This is a genomic window from Salmonella sp. 32082101201600294FB01SM01 (assembly GCF_017572865.1).
GTDB classification, from domain to species: domain Bacteria; phylum Pseudomonadota; class Gammaproteobacteria; order Enterobacterales; family Enterobacteriaceae; genus Salmonella; species Salmonella enterica.
In genome coordinates, this window is record NZ_JAGESB010000005.1 from 201,794 (window position 1) to 219,600 (window position 17,807).

Annotated in this window: 16 protein-coding genes, 1 tRNA gene and 1 other RNA gene; 8 read left to right on the top strand and 10 right to left on the bottom strand. The window is 52.9% G+C overall.

What is annotated here, in order from left to right; genetic code table 11:
- Window positions 1–66: 66 nt before the first annotated feature.
- Window positions 67–1,392, bottom strand: coding sequence for a uracil-xanthine permease family protein (locus tag J4645_RS19175; RefSeq protein WP_001136076.1), 1,326 nt, complete (start codon window positions 1,390–1,392; stop codon window positions 67–69).
- A 57-nt stretch (window positions 1,393–1,449) separates the two neighbouring features.
- Complete coding sequence (locus tag J4645_RS19180; protein ID WP_023215184.1) at window positions 1,450–2,574, bottom strand: aryl-sulfate sulfotransferase; 1,125 nt, start codon at window positions 2,572–2,574, stop codon at window positions 1,450–1,452.
- Between the two features lie 149 nt (window positions 2,575–2,723).
- Between J4645_RS19180 and J4645_RS19185 the strand changes: the two genes are divergently transcribed.
- On the top strand, window positions 2,724–3,731 hold the full coding sequence (locus tag J4645_RS19185) for a substrate-binding domain-containing protein (protein ID WP_023215186.1): 1,008 nt from the start codon (window positions 2,724–2,726) through the stop codon (window positions 3,729–3,731).
- A 72-nt stretch (window positions 3,732–3,803) separates the two neighbouring features.
- Here the strand turns inward: J4645_RS19185 and J4645_RS19190 are convergent, their stop codons facing one another.
- From J4645_RS19190 to J4645_RS19215, 6 genes are all read right to left on the bottom strand, one after another.
- Window positions 3,804–5,771, bottom strand: coding sequence for an RNA-binding domain-containing protein (locus tag J4645_RS19190; protein WP_208209004.1), 1,968 nt, complete (start codon window positions 5,769–5,771; stop codon window positions 3,804–3,806).
- Window positions 5,772–6,110: 339 nt separating this feature from the next.
- Complete coding sequence (locus J4645_RS19195; RefSeq protein WP_223195473.1) at window positions 6,111–6,623, bottom strand: hypothetical protein; 513 nt, start codon at window positions 6,621–6,623, stop codon at window positions 6,111–6,113.
- 34 nt (window positions 6,624–6,657) lie between these two features.
- A non-coding RNA gene (locus tag J4645_RS19200) (RtT sRNA) lies at window positions 6,658–6,791 on the bottom strand.
- Window positions 6,792–6,825: 34 nt separating this feature from the next.
- Window positions 6,826–6,902 (bottom strand) — tRNA-Pro (locus tag J4645_RS19205).
- 90 nt (window positions 6,903–6,992) lie between these two features.
- On the bottom strand, window positions 6,993–8,684 hold the full coding sequence (eptB, locus tag J4645_RS19210; RefSeq protein ID WP_001269247.1) for a kdo(2)-lipid A phosphoethanolamine 7''-transferase: 1,692 nt from the start codon (window positions 8,682–8,684) through the stop codon (window positions 6,993–6,995).
- Between the two features lie 230 nt (window positions 8,685–8,914).
- Window positions 8,915–9,619, bottom strand: a complete 705-nt coding sequence (locus tag J4645_RS19215; RefSeq protein ID WP_000637073.1) for an autotransporter outer membrane beta-barrel domain-containing protein — start codon at window positions 9,617–9,619, stop codon at window positions 8,915–8,917.
- A 156-nt stretch (window positions 9,620–9,775) separates the two neighbouring features.
- Here J4645_RS19215 and tag point away from each other — a divergent pair, with 156 nt between their 5' ends.
- Both tag and J4645_RS19225 read left to right on the top strand, forming a co-directional pair.
- Window positions 9,776–10,357, top strand: coding sequence for a DNA-3-methyladenine glycosylase I (gene tag / locus J4645_RS19220; protein WP_001188425.1), 582 nt, complete (start codon window positions 9,776–9,778; stop codon window positions 10,355–10,357).
- Window positions 10,335–10,775, top strand: a complete 441-nt coding sequence (locus J4645_RS19225) for an N-acetyltransferase (RefSeq protein WP_000619902.1) — start codon at window positions 10,335–10,337, stop codon at window positions 10,773–10,775. The genes tag and J4645_RS19225 overlap by 23 nt, the downstream gene beginning before the upstream one ends.
- Here the strand turns inward: J4645_RS19225 and J4645_RS19230 are convergent.
- Entirely contained in the window at window positions 10,744–13,077 is a 2,334-nt protein-coding gene (locus J4645_RS19230; RefSeq protein WP_000150094.1) for a molybdopterin guanine dinucleotide-containing S/N-oxide reductase, read from the bottom strand. The genes J4645_RS19225 and J4645_RS19230 overlap by 32 nt on opposite strands.
- 152 nt (window positions 13,078–13,229) lie before the next feature.
- On the opposite strand from J4645_RS19230, the gene J4645_RS19235 reads away from it, so the two are divergent.
- Window positions 13,230–13,892 (top strand): OmpA family lipoprotein, encoded by a 663-nt coding sequence (locus J4645_RS19235; RefSeq protein ID WP_000747548.1) that lies wholly within the window; start codon window positions 13,230–13,232, stop codon window positions 13,890–13,892.
- A gap of 229 nt (window positions 13,893–14,121) precedes the next feature.
- The gene (gene ghrB / locus J4645_RS19240) at window positions 14,122–15,096 is read left to right on the top strand and encodes a glyoxylate/hydroxypyruvate reductase GhrB (protein ID WP_023215188.1); all 975 of its coding nucleotides are present in this window, start codon (window positions 14,122–14,124) and stop codon (window positions 15,094–15,096) included.
- Window positions 15,097–15,145: 49 nt separating this feature from the next.
- Here ghrB and J4645_RS19245 read toward each other — a convergent pair whose 3' ends face one another.
- Window positions 15,146–15,856 carry a DUF3053 domain-containing protein gene (locus J4645_RS19245; RefSeq protein ID WP_000190524.1) on the bottom strand — a complete coding sequence of 237 codons (711 nt, stop codon included), beginning with the start codon at window positions 15,854–15,856 and terminating at the stop codon, window positions 15,146–15,148.
- Window positions 15,857–16,294: 438 nt separating this feature from the next.
- Here J4645_RS19245 and J4645_RS19250 point away from each other — a divergent pair, with 438 nt between their 5' ends.
- From J4645_RS19250 to cueP, 3 genes are all read left to right on the top strand, one after another.
- Window positions 16,295–16,585, top strand: a complete 291-nt coding sequence (locus J4645_RS19250) for an HTH-type transcriptional regulator (protein ID WP_000455790.1) — start codon at window positions 16,295–16,297, stop codon at window positions 16,583–16,585.
- 287 nt (window positions 16,586–16,872) lie between these two features.
- Window positions 16,873–17,085, top strand: coding sequence for an RNA chaperone/antiterminator CspA (gene cspA / locus J4645_RS19255; RefSeq protein ID WP_000014594.1), 213 nt, complete (start codon window positions 16,873–16,875; stop codon window positions 17,083–17,085).
- Window positions 17,086–17,257: 172 nt separating this feature from the next.
- Window positions 17,258–17,797, top strand: a complete 540-nt coding sequence (cueP, locus tag J4645_RS19260; RefSeq protein ID WP_000047140.1) for a copper-binding periplasmic metallochaperone CueP — start codon at window positions 17,258–17,260, stop codon at window positions 17,795–17,797.
- Window positions 17,798–17,807 lie beyond the last annotated feature (10 nt).

Sequence of the window (17,807 nt, forward strand, 5' to 3'; positions counted from 1 at the left end):
ACCATCGAATATGTCACAAAATTGTAAATAAGTAGGCCGTCGTGCGGCCTACCGCGATCACAAAAACTAACTTTTAACCCTGGCCTGCGTGCGCTTTTCGCTCCAGTTAAACAACGAGTTCACCAGAATCGCCGTCAACGTCCCCGCTGCCATGCCGTTGCCAAAGACCATCTGTACGCCCGCCGGGAAATTCTGATACAGGCCGGGTACCAGTATAGGTAGCATTCCCATGGCCAGCCCCATCGCCAGCGCGTAGGTTTTACCCGGCGTATGCAGTGGCTCACGCGCAATCATATCAATACCGATAACCCCGATAATGCTGAAGACAATCACCGCCGTACCGCACACCACCGAACCTGGCAGACAGGTCGCCAGACGTACCAACGGTGCGAATATGGCAATCAGGATTAACAATCCTCCGGCAGCCGCAGTCACGAAACGTGATTTCACATTAGTGGTGCGTACCACGCCAATATTTTCGCCGGAGGTGATAATTAAGGAGGTACCAAAAATCCCCCCCAGCAGCGACATTACCGCATCACCACGAATGGTACGTGGAATCGCCTGCTGCACATTTTGCGTGGAATTGACTATTTCCGCGGTAGCAATCGTTTGCCCGGTTGCTTCAGCCATAGAGATGACCGCGTAAATCAGTAACGGCAGCGAGGCGGAGAGATCAAAAATCGGCCAGCCGAACGGCAAAAGCTGTGGGAAACTAAACAGCGGCCCGTGACCAACACCGCTAAAATCGGTGCTACCCAGCGCCATTCCCAGCAGCGTTCCCGCTAAAAGGCCGAACATCACCGCCAGCTGGCGCAAAATACCGCTAAACGCCAGCGCGAAAATCAGCGTTATCAGGATAGTCCCCAGCGATAAAATGATACTGGTTGGATGAGCGAAGTCGGCGCTCCCTGGCTGGCCAATGATCAACCCGCCGTACAGACGAATAAGGTTAATCGACACCATTAGCAGCATGATGCCAATGATAAAGGGGGGAAAATGGTGCAGGCAGCGGCGGAAAATCGGCAACGCGATAAAGTAGAACAGCGAGGTCAGAATTACGGCGCCAATCGCGGTCTGGATATTGGTCTGTAAAGCGATCGCAACGAAAATCGCAATCGGTGCGCCCCCCGGTACCATGATAAACGGCAAACGCGCGCCTACCCCTTTCACACCCAGGCTTTGCAAAATAGCGCCCAGACCGCACATCAGAAAGGTCGCGCTAAGTACCGAGGCGGTCACCGTATCGGTAAAGTGCAGCGCTTTGGCGATCAGAAAGACGGAGGTAATGGGGGTGGCGGCAACGACCAGCACATGCTGAAGCGCCAAAAGTAAGGTGGTTTGCCAGGGTAATGCATCGTTATCCGGCGTAGTAAGGCCAGGCTGCGGCATGATTAACTCCCATAAAACATCAAAAAAATAACCGCCAGCGCGGGCTGGCGGTCTGCATTATTTCAACCAACTAATGGCATCAGCAACATAGCGATGCGCACGGAAGGCGCTGTTCTGTTTTCCAGGAATAATGCCTTTACTGAGGTGCTCCGGATATTCATTAAAGAACGGAATGATATATTCCCATACCGTTTCGCCTTCCGGGGTGACTTCAAACAGGCGGCCAAACGCCGATTCACAGATAAAGGTGTTGCCGTTCGCCAGCCGCTGCGCGCTCCCCATATACGGCGAGAAAAACGCCGGCGGGAAGATATCGCGATACTGCCAGGTAATCGCTTTGGTCTGCGGATCGAACTCCAGCACCGTGGAATGCGGCGAGGTGACGCCGGGACGCAGGTTGCCGTTATCGAAAACCAGAATCGACCCGTTCTCCATCTCAACCGGCGTGTGCTGCTGCGCTACGACTTCCGGCCCTGCATGCCAGATAACCTTCCCGCTCTCTTTATCCACGGCAATGACGCCGGAAGTGGTACGCAGGCTCATCAGTACCAGGCCATCACGGGTGACGGACAGGCCGTTAATCATCGGCCAGTGGCGGCGATCGAAAATATCATGAATCGGGAAATCTTCCGGATTCAAATGCTCCCAGGCACGCCATTCCCAGACCACTTCACCGTCGCGATTGACCTCTTTGACGACGTCGCTCTGAATCACGCCGTCCGGCGCATCGCGGCGTGGGTCGCCGCCGGTAACACGGGCGGCGATATCGGCAGGTAACGGCGACGCGGCGGTATACAGCAGGTTACCGTTTTCCAGCCACTGCGCATCGTGGTGATGGTAAATATCTTCGTAATGCCAGACGATTTCGTTATCCGGCGTCACTTCGTAGAAGTCGCCGCCGTGCCAGAGATCCCACGCCGGATAGAGGTTCGCTGAAGTGCGGTGGCTGCCGTTATAACCCAGATTACCGTTCGGCAGCAGCACCGCATCACGCCCGGCGCGAACCGGAAGCTGCCACTGATGCGCGACTTCGCCCTGCTCGTCCACCAGGTAAACCCGCCCTTCGGCGGTTTGCGGCGCAAAAAGCGTATAGCCGCCAAAGCTCTTCGCATTATCAGCGTAGATAAGGCCCGCCGGACGGCGTCCAAGGGTGAAAGTCGAATCCTGAGTTAAGTGTGCCACATCGCCTCCTGAGGAATAAATTTGCGCCAAAATACCCCATTAAAACGTTTTAATGAAGAGTTTTTTACGATCCTCACTGAAAAAAAGCAAACGTTACCGTCTGGTAAATATGCTACCCTGTGCGCAAATTTTCGAAGGTCAGGAAGCAGATGGCTGTTCAAAATAAAAAACGCGCAAAGTTGATTGATGTTGCCCGCCATGCAGGCGTGTCGCCAGGGACGGTATCCAATGCCTTGCACAACACCCGCTTTGTCGAGCCGCAGACGCGACGGCGTATTGAAGAGGCCATTGTTGCGCTCAACTACACGCCGAATATTCGCGCCCGCCAGTTGCGAACCGGCAAAACCAATACCATTGCCTTGCTCTCTTCGGTGCCGCTGGCGATTGCCTCCGGCGCGTCACGACTGGGATTTATGATGGAGGTGGCGTTAACGTCCGCGATGATGGCGCTGGAAAAACAGCATGCGCTGATTCTGGTGCCGCCGGGGGCAAATCCACTGGATGCCGTCAGCTTTGACGCGGCGATCCTGATTGAGCCGGCGGAGAACGACCCGCAGCTCCAGGCGCTGGCGCAAGCGGGCATTCCCTGCGTCACCATTGGCCGCACTCCGGGCACCGACACGCCTGTGCCGTGGGTTGAGCTGCACTCGGCGGCAACAGCACAGCTTCTGCTAACGCATCTGGAGGCCTCCGGCGCCAGCAAATATGCGTTATTTGTCGGTAACACACGGCGAACATCAGTTCTGGAGAGCGAAGCGGCTTACCAGCGCTGGTGCGCGGGGCGCCAGGCCCCCGTCGTCTACTCTCTCAATGAAAGCGAGGGTGAAAATGCCGGCTACCAGGCCGCGCAGCAGCTATTACAGGCGCATCCCGACGTTGACGGGGTGCTGGTGCTGATCGATACCTTTGCCAGCGGCGCGGTACGCGCTTTTCAGGAACAAGACATCGCCATACCTGAACAAATGCGAGTGGTTACCCGCTATGACGGTATCCGCGCGCGCGAATCGCTGCCGCCGCTGACGGCAGTGAATATGCATCTTGATGAGGTGGCGCGACAGGCAATCACGCTATTATTTGATTTGCTGGCGGGCAAGAAGGTCAGCCACAGCGACGGGATCATGCCTGAACTGGTGGTGCGGGCGTCCACTTCGCGATAAAACGCGTAGAAGATAGCTGAGCTACAGACGCAAAAAAGCCGCTCAGAGAGCGGCCCAATAGCCAGAAGCCTACTAAGATAGCGTATATCCCTGTTTTGGCGAATTAGGCTTGTTAGGAAACGCCAGCTTCAGTTGCTTTGAATCCACCATAGGTTTTAAGTAATTCTGGCGAATACTCTGCGCCTTACGTCCCAACAATATTTCCATTACCGCAACAGATAAATAGTGCCCATCGCACAACTGGACAAGCAGCTCCTTCATTACCCCGGCTTCCAGCCGACGGTGCTCCCGCGATGGCGCAGCTAATGCTTCAAGTACATCCCGAAATCCATCGCTCAGTTCGTCAAGATCATCAATAAACGGTTTATCTAGCAAGTGACTGATAAATCTGCCGTGTTCATCTCTTCCCTGATGACTATCCACTAAGTCAGGATCGCTATGCGTTAAGCTGATGTCACTATGCGTTAAGTCCTGTGCGTTATGCGTTAAGTTCGATGTAGAACTTAACGCATTAGCGAAGACCTCTTCCGGAGACGGCAACTCCATTCCAGGTAAGCTGTATGATTTATCCCGCTTTTCACCACTGGCGACAAGAAAGCCCTTATCCACTAACTTTGGAAATGCCAGGGTAACATCACGGGAATGTCTACTTGTGAGCTGACATGCTCTCTCATGGTTTACCCAACCTTCTGTCGCCGCCGTGATAACGATCATTCGTTCGAGATCATCAAGCAAATGAAAACGTTGACCAAATAAATCATCAAGCCGCTCAGTCACCTCCTGTGATACAAGACTTACCGTCGACAGCTCAAGCAGCGTTTGTTCGGAAGGCTCTGTTTTCTCATACAATTTTGGTGTGCGCCAATTCGCCCATTTCCAACCGCTCATGATTTTGGGCACACCAGAACCTGCACGTTCACCTGCGCCAATCATTAAGAACATCTGGTGCATACGGCGGTTACGGCAATCGCTTTCCCCGCCCTTCACTGCAATTTCCGGCGGTATCCGCATCAGCCCAGGATTACGGAAGCCAAAAAGATCCGGCCGCCTGACGACCAGGATAGAGCTTCGGCCCGTGTAATCAGCATGCACCAGAGTATTAACAAGCGCCTCGCGGATAGCTTCATGAACCTTGGTTTCATCCAGCCGAATGCCATCCTGCAATTCAAAAGGCACCTTAAGGTCGGAAATGAGCTTTCGATATGTCCGGCGGTAAAAATCGAAAATATTGCCTGACCATGAACCATCCGGATAGATGCGGTCGATCCAGCGGGAATCAGGTTGTGTGTCATCCAGCTCACGATAATCAACAAAATAGTTTGGAACCGCATCCTGAATAGCATTCCAGGTACCAAACATCAGGATACCCGCAAGAGTGATGCCTTCTTCCCCGCTCTGGCGGTTTTTGCGCCAGCCACCAATGTTCCTGAATAAATCGATGATATCCAGCTCCAGCCAGGGATGCTGAGGCTTCGCAACCGCAAAGAGGTTACGGTAAGCACGCAAACTGTCCTGATCGATATCGCTGAAATCAAACCCTGCCAGGATCCGGTCATCACGACTATCCTCGACCTGCTCCGCGAGCATTCTTTTGATTTGCTCTTCAGAACAGTGGCAGTCCCCTTCGTGGCGACGGATGTATGTTTCCGTCATCGGCTGGTTGTTAAGGTAGACCGGTTTTTGCTCACGTCTTGCTATGGGGATCTCAATGACAATAACCGCTTTATTATCAAGATTGATGACCTGTACCGATTGATCGGTCAGTAAATTGACATTTACTTTTTTCTTGTTATTGGCAATATCAAACAGTTGCTTCATAACAGTAGCAATATCGCCGATCCCCTCAACGATAAAGTTCCCTTTCTTTTCTCTGACGCCCAGCACGACATAGCCACCACGGGTATTCGCCATCGCGCTGTATGTTCGCCAGAAATCCTCCGGCAGCTTACCTTTACCATCCGCTCCCTGCGCCAGCTTAAACTCCAGTTCAACTGATTCAGAAAGTGTTTGTAAATCCAGCAAATCACTGACAGGAAACATAATCGGGTCGGCACCTGTTTAATTTAACAATCCAGGAAGAGAGAAGGACAACCTGAGCGAATAGTTAATTGTATTATCAATACAAACGCCTGCGGCGCATCCAAAATTTCAGTATCCGTCTCAAAACGCATAATACATCATGCTCTCGCATGAATGATAAAACCATTAATTATCAAAATATTACAATAAACAATTGCTTGATCATTGCATCCTGAATGCTATGTTTACAGCAACTGACGCAGCCCCGGGACTGCAAAAGAGCCTTCAGGCGATGCCTGAAAAAGGGCAGTTGCCGAAAGCTACGATTGTGCGAACTTGAAGTTTTCAAGTATGTCTGCTCTAAAACGGTGACAGATGCCAGCAACAATTAATCTGCTTCACCTGCGCCCAAAACGCCGGAATTCGCCCGACAAACGCCAGTGTATCTGGCCGGGGCGTCACTTTGGATGCGCCTGATGCACAAAGTGACGCCGGTTCACTCCGCTGCGTCATTCGCTTTACGGTTTCCAGCTTACCGTCTGCGCGACAAGGCTCCAGCGCTGCAATAACCTGCTGTGCCGTGAGTTCATCAATGTTGATCTCTCCGATATGGGGAAACACATACCGGTTTAACGAGTTCCAGATATCCTGCAACGTATGGGGTTTCAGCCCCACCGCTTTTTTCATTTCATACCAGTTTGCGGCGACATTTTTAAACGTATTCATCCTGACGCGGCGGACTTTCTCCTGGCTGTCGCGCTGCTCTTCAAGCGGGTCGATAAACTTTGCCAGTAGCCTTGGCGTTCTCTCGCTTCGCTCGGGTCGAACCTCTTGCCCCCGGAGGTTCTCATCCTCGTCAGGCTTCAGATACAAAAAAACCCTGCTCGCTGAGCAGGGTTTCTGAATTTGGTCGGTGATAGAGGATGACTCGCCACTGCGTGGCTCGCCCTGCGGGCCGTTGCTGACGCAACGTTCTCTCGCTGCGCTCGAGTCGAACCTCTTGCCCCCGGAGGTTCTCATCCTCGTCAGGCTTCAGATGCAAAAAACCCTGCTCGTTGAGCAGGGTTTCTGAATTTGGTCGGTGATAGAGGATTCGAACCTCCGACCCCTTCGTCCCGAACGAAGTGCGCTACCAGGCTGCGCCAATCACCGAATGCGGGCGCATCTTACTGCTCAGGCGCACGCCCGTCAATCCCTTAGTCGCAAAATACAATTCAATCGGCGAGAAAGTCGGCAGACAACCTACTTCGCGGCGACTTTCTGCGCATCGGGAATATGGCACCAGTTGTTGTTCTGGTTAATGCCGCCATCCGGCGATGTATACCCCAGGCAGCCCATTATCGTATCGTACAGCTCCACATGACGACGCGGCACTTTGATCTCCGCCTGCTGTTTCAGGTGAGCGAACATCTGCGCATGTTGCGGACTGGCAAGATATTTATCCGACATCCATACCAGCATCGGAACACGGAATTGCTCCGGCGGCGCCATATTGCGCGGCGTACCGTGCAAATGTTCACGTTCGTTAATCGACTCGCCGTGGTCAGCCGCGTAGAACACAATCGCTTTTTTATCACGTAGCTGATCGAACACACTGGTAATAAAGTGATCCACATAGGTCACGGAGTTATCGTAAGAGTTGATCATCTGCGCTTTCGTGCAGCCGCTATCGACCCCAATACATTCGGGCTTCCACTGAGCGTAGCTGCGCGGATAACGTTGCGTATAGTTAAAATGCGACCCCTTAGTATGCAGGATAATCAGATGCTTACCCTCCGGGTTCTGGGCAAGCGAGTTCTGCATCTCATCAATCAACAGCATATCATCAACCGTTTTACCACGGTTACGCGGCTCGGCGCCGATCTGCTCGCGGTAGGAGATATTATCCGCCATGGTATTGCTATAGAACCACATCTCGCTCTGCATGGCGTACAGATCGGAACTGAATCCGAGCTGTTTGAGAACGGCAAACACATTCTGCTCTTTTAAGGTACGCTGCGGGTTATTATCCGCCCCGCCTTCCCGTACAAACATACAGCGTAAAGAAAGCTTCGTCGCGGTATCGCAAGAATAGCCGCGGAACGCCGCCAGATTTTTTTCCTGCGCCAGCTTCGGCGTGGTATTACGCTCGTAGCCGAAAATCCCCATGTGATCCCAACGGGTCGTCTCACCGATAATGAAAACGACGTAGGTGTCATCCCCATCCTTCGGCGCAACATAGGTAAATTTCCTGGCCGGGTTTATTAACGAATTATTGTCCGACGACTCATCTACCTGCGCCCAGGCATACAGCCCTAACGCAGATAACCAGTTTGAAGGCAGATAGGAGTTCGCCACCACGCCGCCATAGCTGGGTAAGTCGATACCTGTCGCCCGTTCAACCTTTTTTTGCTGTATATCCAGCAGGCGGATAGGCGCCCACACCATTACGCCTGCGAGTACCACTACAGCGGCGCTGCGAAAACGCTGCCCCGGCGTACGTAGCTGGCGCAACAACGTGTAGCGACAGTGGTTACTCCAGATAAAGATGAGCGGAAGCAGGCTCACGGCAATCAGCCACAATACGAAGTGCAGCCCCACCACCTCTTTCGAGAGATCGATATCGGTGGTCATAACAGACGCAATAATGCCGTAGCCAATCACCACGTTCAGGAAGGTCATGTAATAACTGGCGCCAGCGGAAAACAGCACCACCAGCGTGGCCAGCACACGCCAGACGCGTCGGCCAAACAGTGAAAGAAGACGAAGTAAGAAGAAAGTGACCAGCACCGTGGCGCCAAGTTCGACAACTGCGGAGAGGCCTTTCCAAATGGTAAATTCTTGCGCATAACTGCCGAAACGGCGGTAAAACACGGCGCAATTCATAAACAGACCGATATAGAGCGCAAGCAAGAAACTAAGTTTCTGCTGCGTCATCGATTTAATGTATCTCATGCAAACAAACCCTGGGAATCGGGATAAAAACGACCTGTACAACGATTCTTTAATCAAACAGGTAAATATGCGGCTAACGCAGATGTGAGAAAGTCTACAAGCGCGGCTAAGTAGACCACAGGAAGCGCAAAAAGTGTCTATAGAGAATGTGATTGACCTATATATTTTTGTAAATATATAGACAGGGTATTAGATGAACTTCTAATAAATCCAGGCGGCGGTTTATCTCGTTAAAAGCGAGCGCTCACCCCCAGGGTATACAAATAATCGCTATCCGTAGCGCTATTTTCCGCCTGGGAAAACGCCGCATACGCCGCCATGTGCGGGTTAAGTAACACGTCCGCGCCTACGGTGACATCCAGCCAATTTCCCGCCTGATTTCCTGCGGTCATACGACTCAACCCGGACTGCGCTTTCCAGATATTTTCCCCAAACTGTTGGTTATAGCTAATTTGCGCCCAGGGACGGACATCGCCGAACTGCGAGTTTACCCGCCAGCCTAACGTACTGACGCTGGCGTGCCATAACGGATCGGTAAGCGCTAATGTCGTCGCGCTATCGCCATATTCGTTATACATTGATGACGTCGAACCATCGTAATGCAGCGCCGCGACCGGCCCAGTGGTCACGCGTCGGGAAAGCGGAAAATTCCAGCCCATACTGATACCGCTGGTCGCATCAAGCGGGGTTTCATCCGCCAGGCTAAGCACCGGACCCACCGTATTTTGCGTAGACTGAATACGTTCGGCCAGTATGTCGTTGTAATTCGGTTGGTGATCGCTGTCCCAGGTATAGCGTTCCGTCGTATGCCCCGGAGCCGCTTCAGCGATATATTCTTGTTGCCAGGCATACGTGGTATTGATAAAAAACGAGCAGGCCATAAGGCCCGCCAGACAACGCAATGTCCGGCGACCACGGCGTTTTCTTACAATCATCAACGCGACTCCAGAGTAGAGCCGAATTCGGCGATATTATTGTCATTGAATGAAGGATGTCGGGCATCAGCCCTGTATTAACTATTGTCCTTTTAGCGGGCCCGTCAAGGCGGGTTGAAGGAAATTTTCGCGGTAACCACAATAACGAGGAAGTCTATGCAGCGTTGCGACTGGGTCAGCCAGGACCCCCTTTATATTGCCTATCATGATAACGAGTGGGGCGTACCGGAAACCGATAGCAGAAAGCTGTTTGAAATGATCTGTCTTGAAGGTCAACAGGCCGGTTTATCCTGGATCACCGTGCTTAAAAAGAGGGAGAGCTACCGCGCCTGTTTTCATCAATTTGACCCGATACACATCGCAGCTATGCAGGAGGAAGATGTTGAACGCCTGCTGCAGAACACGGGCATCATACGACATCGCGGTAAAATTCAGGCCATTATCAGTAACGCCCGCGCCTGGCTTGCGATGGAGCAAAACGGCGAGTCTTTCGCCGATTTTGTCTGGTCATTCGTTGATGGCCAGCCGCAGATCACCCAGGCGGCCAGCCTGGATGAGATCCCTACCTCAACACCTGCGTCCGATGCGCTTGCTAAGGCATTGAAAAAACGCGGCTTCAAGTTTGTCGGTACGACTATCTGTTACTCCTTTATGCAGGCGTGCGGACTGGTCAACGACCATATTACCGGCTGTTTTTGCCATCCGGGAGAAAAACATGATTCGCAAATCCCAGAGTGAAGACATGGCGTCTATTCTGGCGCTGTGGATGAAAAGTACCATTTATGCCCATCCCTTTATCGAAGAACGTTACTGGCACGAGAGCGAAGCAATTGTACGCGACGTCTATTTACCCGCCGCGCAAACCTGGGTATGGGAGGAAAATGGACAACTGAAAGGCTTCGTCAGCGTACTGGAAGCCCGTTTTGTCGGGGCGCTGTTTGTCGCCCCCGACGCGTTAAGACACGGCATTGGCAAAGCGCTTCTGGAATATGTCCAGCAACGTTTTCCTCTGCTGAGCCTTGAGGTTTACCAGAAAAATCAATCCGCCGTAAACTTCTACCATGCGCTTGGTTTTCGTATTGAAGATAGCGCCTGGCAGGAGGATACCGCCCACCCCACCTGGATTATGAGTTGGCAGGCGGATCAAACGCCGTAAGCGGTAGCGCCGGGCCGGTATATTTCTCAAACCAGACCAGCGCGGTGTTGCCCGCACAACCGTTCCCCAGCCGGGAACTGGGAAGATCTTTTGTCAGGACGTTTACCGCGCCGTTTTTGCATATGCCGCCTGCGGTAGGTTCAGGGTCCGGCCATGCGCCTTCGTGAATACAGATCACGCCAGGCCGAATTCCGTCGGTAACGACCGCGCCCGCCAGAACCTGCCCGCGATGATTCCAGACGCGTACCGTATCGCCATCGACGATTCCGCGCGTTGTCGCATCCTGCGGATGAATCGTCACCGGTTCGCGTCCGGCTACCGCATACCGCTCCCGTAACGAACTGTAGTTAAGCTGGCTATGCAGACGGTGCGCCGGATGCGCGGAAAGTAGCTGAACCTGCCCCGCATCAGCGTTCCCGTGCCACTCATCCGGCACCAGCCACATCGGATGGCCGGGACAATCCGCGTAACCATAGCTGGCAATGCGCGCAGAATAGATTTCGATTTTGCCGCTGGCCGTTTTTAGCGGATGGTTATCAGGATCGCGGCGAAAATCCGCGAAGCGCACAAACTGCGCGTTGGCGGGATTTTCCGGCATCTCCAGTAAACGGTTAGCCTGCCAGAATGCGGCAAACGGCGGCAGCGTCACCCCCTGGCTGGCGCCACGCTGGGCGGCAATATTGTAGAAAGTCTCCAGCCACGCCAGCTCGCTTTTTCCTTCGGTGAACCGAGCGTAACCGCCGGCTTCCCACCGTTCGCTCAGTTCAGCAAAAACGTCAAAATCATTCCGCGCCTCCCACCGGGGCGACACGACCTGCTTCATCGGCGCCAAATGCTGATTGCTATAGTCGCCGGTCATGGTTAAATCGTTACGCTCATAGCTGGTGGTCGCAGGCAGAACAATATCCGCGTGTTTCGCGGCGGCCGTCCAGAAACATTCCGAGATAACGACCAGTTCCGGTTTTTGCCACGCGCGAATCAGACGGTTGGTATCCTGATGATGGGTAAAGTTCGCGCCGCCCGCCCACCAGATAAAACGAATATCCGGGAAGCGGCGATCCATCCCATTGTGTTGGTAAAACCCACCGGGGTTTTCCAGCGCCTCGACAATACGCGCCACCGGTATTTTATCTACCGCATCGACCCCGCCAGGGATGCTTCCCTGCATCGAGGCTAACACGGCGGCGCGGCGCGTCGGGTTTCCGCCGTTAGCAAAATGATAAGAAAAACCAAACCCGCCGCCAGGCGTACCAATTTGCCCCAGCATTGCGGCCAGCGTGACGATCATCCAGTGCTTTTGCTCGCCGAACTGCTGACGCTGCATTCCCCAACCGGCCATCAACATGGTGGTGTTATGATGAAATATTTCCGCCAGTTCACGAATTTTCACCGCAGAAACGCCGCAAATTTCCGCCGCCCATTCCGCTGTTTTGGCCGTACCGTCGGTCTTGCCCAAAAGATAGTCGGCGAAACGGTCATAACCCGTCGTGCAGCGGGCAAGGAACGCTTCATCCTGCCAATCGTTTTCCACCAGCGTATGGGCGATCCCCAACATTAACGCCACATCGGTGCCCATATGCGGGGCGATCCACTCCATCTTATCGCCAAAAAAGTCGACGCTTTCCGATCGCATCGGATCGATGCAGATCAGGCGCTTGCCGCTTTGTCGCAACGCCGCAAAATAGTCGAGCCCCTGTTCATCCGAGGCGTTCCAGGCAATTTTCAGAGTATTCAGCGGGTTCGCGCTCCAGAGCACCACCACCTCGCTGTGTTCCAGCACCACCGGCCAGCTAGTCTGCTGCTGGTAAACCTCGTTGCCACCCACTACATAAGGCATGATAGCCTGCGCCGCGCCGGTGGAATAATCGCCAAGATGGCCGGTATACCCTCCCGCCAGCGCCATGTAACGCTGCAATAGCGTAGCCGCTTTATGCAATACGCCGTTCGAACGCCAACCGTAGGAGCCGGCGAAGATGGACGATGGTCCATAACTTTCGCGAATACGTTTGTGCTGAGCGTGGATCAGATCCAGCGCGTCATCCCAACTTACGCGAACAAACTCATCCTGCCCGCGTATGCCTTGCGGCTTATCGGGAGAAGCCAGGAACCCTTTACGCACCATCGGGAAGCGAACCCGCGTTTTACTGTGAACCTGGTCATGCACAACGGTTTGCAGGGAGTTTTGGTGTGCCGTCGGGAGTTCGCCATACGAGGCAAAAATGCGTTCTCCGTCGGTTTCAACGCGGACTGGCCCCCAGTGTGCGGCGGTCAATACCGAATGACGCGATGGTACGTGGGTCAAGGTTCGCTCCTGAATTATTGGGATTATTTATTTTGCCGATCAATGTTACTTACAAATTTCAGAGTTTTCCCTGGAATTTTCTTCATGTGCAGACGTCATAATCAACCGCCACGGTCGCTGTGGTAAAAATAAAAAAGTGATAAGGATTTAAGATGAAAAAACGTGTATTTGTGATTGCTGCCATCGTGAGCGGCGCCCTGGCAGTATCTGGCTGCACAACAAACCCTTACACCGGCGAACGCGAAGCAGGTAAATCCGGCATTGGCGCGGGTATTGGATCGCTGGTCGGCGCAGGCATCGGCGCGCTCTCCTCCTCCAAAAAAGATCGCGGTAAAGGCGCGCTGATTGGCGCGGCGGCTGGCGCGGCGCTGGGCGGCGGCGTGGGTTACTACATGGACGTACAGGAAGCGAAACTGCGTGACAAAATGCGGGGCACAGGCGTTAGCGTGACACGAAGCGGTGATAATATCATTCTGAATATGCCGAATAATGTCACCTTCGACAGCAGCAGCGCGACGCTGAAACCGGCAGGCGCTAACACGCTGACCGGCGTGGCGATGGTGCTGAAAGAGTATCCCAAGACCGCCGTCAATGTGGTGGGCTACACCGACAGTACCGGTAGCCACGATCTGAATATGCGTCTGTCGCAGCAGCGTGCTGACTCCGTCGCCAGCTCGCTGATCACCCAGGGCGTCGACGCCAGCCGTATCCGTACCAGCGGAATGGGGCCGGCGAATCCGATCGCCAGCAACAGTACGGCAGAAGGTAAGGCGCAAAACCGCCGCGTCGAAATTACCTTGAGTCCATTGCAGTAAACTACCGTACCGGGTAAAGCGGTATGCTTTACCCGGCCTGCATTACTCCCTCGCCATTCCCTCGCCAAACCGGATACATCGCGCATTACTCGGTATTCATTCATTATTTACCACGACACGGCTGCCGACAGCGGGGAAATTGGCTGGTCGATGATGGCTAAACGGGTTAATAATAAGCCTGTTCCGGTTGGCGCATGCCGCGCTTACCTTTTGATTTACGGAGAGTCGCATGAAGCCGTCCATCATTCTCTACAAAACCCTGCCTGATGATTTGCTGCATCGCCTGGAGGCGCATTTTACCGTCACCCAGGTACCGAACCTGCATCCGGAAACGGTAGCGCGACACGCGCAGGCATTTGCCAGCGCGCAAGGCCTTCTGGGCGCCAGCGAAACCGTTAACCGCGCGCTGCTGGAAAAAATGCCGGCGCTACGCGCGGCGTCAACCATCTCGGTGGGATACGATAATGTCGAGGTGGACGCCCTTACTGCCCGCAAAATAGTCCTGATGCACACGCCTGCCGTTTTGACGGAAACCGTTGCCGATACGGTGATGGCGTTGATGCTGACCACTGCCCGCCGCGTGGTGGACGTCGCAGAACGGGTTAAAGCGGGTGAATGGACAGAAAGCATTGGCCCGGCGTGGTTTGGCGTCGATGTGCATCACAAAACACTCGGTATCGTTGGGATGGGGCGTATCGGGATGGCGCTGGCGCAGCGGGCGTACTTTGGGTTTACCATGCCGGTTCTCTATCACGCCCGTCGGCGGCATCAGGAGGCGGAAGACCGTTTTAACGCCCGCTACTGCGATCTGGATACGCTGTTGCAGGAGGCTGATTTTGTCTGCGTGATCCTGCCGCTAACGGCAGAAACGCGACATCTGTTTGGCGCAACACAGTTTGCCAGAATGAAATCGTCCGCCATTTTTATTAATGCCGGACGCGGCCCGGTGGTCGATGAAAACGCGCTGATTGCCGCGCTGCAAAACGGTGAAATATATGCGGCAGGTCTGGATGTTTTTGAACAGGAACCGCTATCCGTGGATTCCCCCCTGCTGAACATGTCTAATGTCGTCGCGGTGCCGCATATTGGCTCGGCAACGCATGAGACGCGCTATAACATGATGGCCTGTGCGGTGGATAATTTGATTGATGCGCTGCAGGGAAAAATAGAGAAGAACTGCGTCAATCCGCAGGCGGCGGGATAACGCTACAGGCCCGATAAGCGCTGGCTTGCGCTTATCGGGCAGACTGTCATTACTGAGTCGCGTTTACCGCCGCCGTCCAGGCCTGATTAAACGCCTGATGCTGCGAGGCCAACGGCCCAATCAGCGCATTATATTGGCTGGCCTGCTGTGAGGTCGGGAACTGAATGCCGTTCGCGACAAAGCTCACCTGCTCGCCCTGTTGCGCAATATAATCGCCCACTTGTACCAACTGCTGCGTAAAGATCTGCGCCGCCGGGATCAGCGGCTGCAAAGCATCTGCCGGCACGGTGACCACTTTTTTGTAGACCTGATCAAACACAGGCTTCAGGTCATCGGCCTGCTTTAACGCGCCATGCGCGGCATCAGCCTGCAGTTTTGCATTCTGCAACTGTTGCGCCAGCACGCCTAACGAACCATTTGCCTGCCGCAGCGGCTCACGTTGCGTCATATAATCCTGCGGAACGCGGATGGCGTTAACGCTATCGACCACCGGGCGCAGACCGGAATCCATCGCCTGGTTTACCTGCTGCGAGTAGCCATACAGTATCGCGTAATCAGACACGAACGGACCAAACTGTTTTTTCTGATCGGCCGTCAGCGTTGGTAAACGCTCTCCGCTACGCATTGCTGTATTCTGCAGGAAATCGACAAACGCTTTGCGCTGATCGCCTTCTTTATCAAAACACCCGCTCAGGCTAAACACCATTAATAACGCCACAACAGGCGCAAACCAGCGAGAGCAGGACTTACCTGTCGCCATTGTTAATACTCCTTTCACCCAAAAATGCGCACAACGACACCTGCGTGCCTGACGGCTTACAAGGATAGTCCAGGTCAGGCTTGCAGGATACCCTTTCCACGCGATCTTGTAGCGGAAAATTATGTTTATCTGCATCAATGCTTAATTTGTTATTTTATTGTTAATTTTTGACCTGACACTGCGATAAAAAACGCGGCAAGAAAGCTTTCCAGCGGGGGATGTAATATTTTTTTAATCTTTACAATTATTTTCTGAAAGACGGATATACCTTCCTGGATCAAATTGTTAGCGTCCTAAAAGTCGCGTAGCGTAAGGCATCGAAACGAATCGATAGCGCTTCCTGGCGGCGCGTCACCCCCCACCCGCAAGTTTCCCGACTATTCTTAAGAGGCTTCGATGCACTTCACGATCCCGCTGTGTGATTTACAGGAGTTCTCAATGGAATATAAAGATCCGATGTTTGAGCTGCTGAGCAGCCTGGAACAAATTGTTTTTAAAGATGAAACGCGAAAGATCACCCTGACGCAAAAACCCAATCCTTTTACCGAATTTGAACAGTTACGGAGAGGGACGGGACTAAAAACAGATGAATTCGCCAGAGCGCTGGGCGTAACGGTTGCCATGGTTCAGGAATGGGAATCGAAACGCGAAAAACCCACGCCAGCAGAGCTCAAATTGATGCGCCTGATACAGGCAAACCCACGCTTAAGTAAGCAATTGATGGAGTAATTTTTACCCCTTTCTGTTTTAACGGTCCTGCGCAAGGACCGTTTTCCCCGCTCGATTCCTGACCTGGAGAAATAAAGTAAAATAAAAGTTGCATCGCCCGGCATTACATGAGTTAATGTGCTCAACGGTTTGACGTACAGACCATTAAAGCAGTTTAGTAAGGCAAGTCCCTTCAAGAGTTATCCATTAGATACCCCTCGTAGTGCGCATTTCCTTAACGCTTAAAAAATCTGTAAAGCACGCCATAACGCCGAAAGGCACACTTATTTTTTAAAAGGTAATACACTATGTCCGGTAAAATGACTGGTATCGTAAAATGGTTCAACGCTGATAAAGGCTTCGGCTTTATTACTCCTGATGACGGTTCTAAAGACGTGTTCGTACACTTCTCCGCTATTCAGAACGATGGTTACAAATCTCTGGACGAAGGTCAGAAAGTTTCCTTCACCATCGAAAGCGGCGCTAAAGGCCCGGCAGCTGGCAACGTAACCAGCCTGTAAGCTTAAAAAGCTCAGAATTTTGAATCCCTGCCTGATGGCGGGGATTTTTTTTATTCCAATTCCCCCTCTCCCCCAGCATAACTTTGCATTACTTTACCCTGCGTTCCTTTGACCTTTCCCTTAGGGGAACCCCTATAGTAGGCAGGGAGATTGTTCACAAGGAATTGAAGTTATGTCGAAATCATCATGGTTATTACTTTTGGGTTTATGCGCCAGCGGCTCCGCGCTTGCGGCATCCGCAGAATCCGCTTTTCTGGCGCAACATGGGCTGGCGGGAAAAACGGTTGAGCAGATCGTGGATACGATTGATCAGACGCCGCAGAGCCGTCCTTTGCCTTACTCCGCGTCGATTACCAGTACCGAGCTCAAATTATCTGACGGAGAGCAGATTTATACGCTGCCGTTAGGCGACAAATTCTATCTCTCTTTTGCGCCCTATGAATGGCGGACACACCCCTGTTTTAACCACAGCCTTTCCGGCTGTCAGGGAGAAATGCCGAATAAACCGTTCACTGTAAAAGTGACAGACAGTAAAGGCGCTGTCATCGTACAAAAAGAGATGCAAAGCTATCGAAACGGATTTATCGGTGTTTGGCTACCGCGCAATATGGAAGGGACGCTGGAAGTAAGCTACAACGGTAAAACGGCGTCACATGCCATTGCCACCAGAGATGACAGCCAGACCTGTCTGACGGAATTACCATTACGTTAAAAATAAAAAA

Coding starts and splice junctions, on each gene's coding strand:
- J4645_RS19175 (WP_001136076.1), bottom strand. CDS start 1,392: ATGCCGCAGCCTGGCCTTACTACGCCGGATAACGATGCATTACCCTGG.
- J4645_RS19185 (WP_023215186.1), top strand. CDS start 2,724: ATGGCTGTTCAAAATAAAAAACGCGCAAAGTTGATTGATGTTGCCCGC.
- J4645_RS19190 (WP_208209004.1), bottom strand. CDS start 5,771: ATGTTTCCTGTCAGTGATTTGCTGGATTTACAAACACTTTCTGAATCA.
- eptB (WP_001269247.1), bottom strand. CDS start 8,684: ATGAGATACATTAAATCGATGACGCAGCAGAAACTTAGTTTCTTGCTT.
- J4645_RS19215 (WP_000637073.1), bottom strand. CDS start 9,619: ATGATTGTAAGAAAACGCCGTGGTCGCCGGACATTGCGTTGTCTGGCG.
- tag (WP_001188425.1), top strand. CDS start 9,776: ATGCAGCGTTGCGACTGGGTCAGCCAGGACCCCCTTTATATTGCCTAT.
- J4645_RS19225 (WP_000619902.1), top strand. CDS start 10,335: ATGATTCGCAAATCCCAGAGTGAAGACATGGCGTCTATTCTGGCGCTG.
- J4645_RS19235 (WP_000747548.1), top strand. CDS start 13,230: ATGAAAAAACGTGTATTTGTGATTGCTGCCATCGTGAGCGGCGCCCTG.
- ghrB (WP_023215188.1), top strand. CDS start 14,122: ATGAAGCCGTCCATCATTCTCTACAAAACCCTGCCTGATGATTTGCTG.
- J4645_RS19245 (WP_000190524.1), bottom strand. CDS start 15,856: ATGGCGACAGGTAAGTCCTGCTCTCGCTGGTTTGCGCCTGTTGTGGCG.
- J4645_RS19250 (WP_000455790.1), top strand. CDS start 16,295: ATGGAATATAAAGATCCGATGTTTGAGCTGCTGAGCAGCCTGGAACAA.
- cspA (WP_000014594.1), top strand. CDS start 16,873: ATGTCCGGTAAAATGACTGGTATCGTAAAATGGTTCAACGCTGATAAA.
- cueP (WP_000047140.1), top strand. CDS start 17,258: ATGTCGAAATCATCATGGTTATTACTTTTGGGTTTATGCGCCAGCGGC.